This is a genomic window from Burkholderia sp. E168m23, from assembly GCF_016586125.1.
GTDB classification, from domain to species: Bacteria; Pseudomonadota; Gammaproteobacteria; order Burkholderiales; family Burkholderiaceae; genus Burkholderia; species Burkholderia orbicola.
In genome coordinates, this window is record NZ_BCPP01001309.1 from 1 (window position 1) to 1,470 (window position 1,470).

Sequence of the window (1,470 nt, forward strand, 5' to 3'; positions counted from 1 at the left end):
TGTCGAGCGCGCGGCGTTGCGCGAAATGCCACAGCGCCTGCTTGCGCTGCGCCGGGCAGAACAGCCCGCCCGTGCAGCGCGCGATCGCCTCGTCCGGCAGGCGCTCGATCTTCGAGCCGCACACCGGGCATTCGGTCGGCATCACGAATTCGGCCGCATCCGCCGGGCGCCGGTCGAGCAGCGCGCCGACGACTTCCGGAATCACGTCGCCCGCACGCCGCACGATCACGGTGTCGCCGATCCGGATGTCCTTGCGGCGCACTTCGTCCTCGTTGTGCAGCGTCGCATTGGTCACGGTCGCGCCGCCGACGAACACCGGCTCGAGACGCGCGACCGGCGTGATCGCACCGGTGCGGCCGACCTGCACGTCGATCGCGACGAGCTTCGTCAGCGCTTCCTGCGCGGGGAACTTGTGCGCGAGCGCGAAGCGCGGCGCACGCGACACGAAGCCGAGCCGCTCCTGCTCGTCGCGCCGGTTGACCTTGTAGACGACGCCGTCGATGTCGTACGGCAGCGACTCGCGCTTCTCGCCGACCTTGCGGAAGAAGTCGAGCAAGCCTTCGGCGCCGTGCACGACCGCGCGCTCCCGATTCACCGGCAGGCCGAGCGACTCGTACCAGTCGAGCAGCGCGCTGTGCGTGTCGGGCATCGGCATCCCGTCGAGCACGCCGATCCCGTACGCGAAGAACGACAGCGGCCGCTGCGCGGTGATCTTCGAGTCGAGCTGGCGCAGGCTGCCGGCCGCTGCGTTGCGCGGGTTCGCGAATTCGCGCTGCTCGGCCGCGCGCTGGCGTTCGTTCAGGCGTGCGAAATCGCGCTTGAACATCAGCACCTCGCCGCGTACGTCGAGCACCGCCGGCACGTGCTTGCCCTTCAGCTTCAGCGGAATCGAGCGGATCGTGCGCACGTTCTCGGTCACGTCCTCGCCCGTCGTCCCGTCGCCACGCGTCGCGGCCTGCACGAACACGCCTTGCTCGTAGCGCAGCGAGATCGCCAGGCCGTCGAACTTCAGTTCGCACGCGTATTCGACGGGGTCGGTCACCGAGCCGGCCAGATCGGTCGTCTTGGCGAGCGCGTCGGCGACGCGCTTGTCGAACGCGACGATGTCCTCGTCGGCAAAGCCGTTGTTCAGCGACAGCATCGGCGCATCGTGGACGACCGGCGTGAAGCCGCCGGCCGCTTCGCCGCCGACACGCTGCGTCGGCGAATCGGGTGTCACGAGTTCGGGATGGTCGGTTTCGAGCTGCTGCAACTCGCGGAACAGCCGGTCGTATTCGGCGTCGGGCAGATCCGGCTGGTCGAGCACGTAGTAGGCGTAGTTCGCCCGCTCGAGTTGGTCGCGCAGCCACGCGGCGCGCGCGTCGGGCTGGCTGGCTGGCGGTTCGGCTTGGGTTCGGGCCATGCTGGCGGCAGAGTCGTTCTGAAAAATCGGATGCCCGATTATCTCAGTTTGACGCCGCGGCGGGGTAC

General features: G+C 68.8%; 1 protein-coding gene. It reads right to left on the reverse strand.

Annotated features, from left to right (window positions below; genetic code table 11):
- Positions 1-1,402, reverse strand: a 1,402-nt coding sequence (gene ligA, locus JMF90_RS36810) for an NAD-dependent DNA ligase LigA (protein ID WP_201326317.1), incomplete at its 3' end; no start/stop codon positions are given.
- Between the last annotated feature and the right edge of the window lie 68 nt (positions 1,403-1,470).